We start from the raw sequence: 995 nt of genomic DNA, 5'->3' as shown, positions 1-995 counted from the left end.
TGAGGCTGCACCCTTTGAGTGGACACCCCGGACAATGGTTCTAGGAGAGCCAGGAGGGATGTCGAGGTGGGACGCCAGTCTCTGTACACGGAGGAATTCCGGAAAGACGCGGTCGCGTTGTATCGCGCGGCCGACGGCAAACGCACGTACGCGGCGGTGGCCGCGGATGTGGGCGTCAGTGGCGAAACGCTACGGACGTGGGTCCGCAAGGACACCGCCCGTAACGCGCGCTCGCAGGACCGCAGTACCGGCGCCGACGGGACCGAGGCGGACGAGCTCGCGCGGCTGCGCGCGGAGAATGCGCGGCTGCGCGGTGCGGAAAAGGAATGGCAGCTCGAACGCGAGATTCTGCGCCGGGCGGCCGCGTATTTCGCAAAGGAGGTGAAGTGAAGACCCGCCGCTGGGACTTCATCTCCGACCATCGCGCCGAGTTCGGCGTGCAGCGGCTGTGCCGGGTGCTCGGGACCTCCCGTTCCGGCTACTACAAGCACCTGATCACGGAGCCGGCCCGAGTCGAGCGCCAGGCCGAGGAAGCCGCGACGGTCGCCGAGATCCGCGCCATTCATGCCGAGCACCGGAGCGCCTACGGTGCCCCGCGGGTTCACGCCGAACTCCGCTCCCGCGGACGCAAGATCAACCGCAAACGGGTGACCCGGCTGATGCGAATCCACCACGTGGTGGGCAGGCACCTGCGCCGCAGCAAGCGCACGACCGTCGCGGACAAGTCGGCTCCGTCGGTGCCGGATCTGGTGATGCGAGACTTCACCGCTACGGCTGTCGATACCAAGTGGTGTGGGGACATAACCTACATCCCGGTGGGATCCTCGTGGTTGTTCTTGGCCACGGTGATCGACATCTTCTCACGCCGGGTGGTGGGCTGGTCGATCGCTGACCACATGCGCACCGATCTCGTCACGGACGCGATCGAGATGGCGGTGCGCACCCGCGGTGGTGACGTCGGTGGCGTTATCTTCCACAGCGACCGCGGATCACAG

At 66.7% G+C, this 995-nt stretch carries 1 pseudogene; it reads left to right on the top strand.

Going from position 1 to position 995, the window contains the following annotated elements:
* Positions 1-66 precede the first annotated feature (66 nt).
* Positions 67-995: pseudogene (locus tag MLGJGCBP_RS22430) on the top strand (IS3 family transposase); the annotation flags it as partial.

The organism is Rhodococcus sp. T7 (assembly GCF_009872365.1).
Lineage (GTDB): Bacteria > Actinomycetota > Actinomycetes > Mycobacteriales > Mycobacteriaceae > Rhodococcus_F.
The sequence above is the reverse complement of the archived record's forward strand: the minus strand, read 5'-3'. Positions and strand labels throughout refer to the sequence as shown.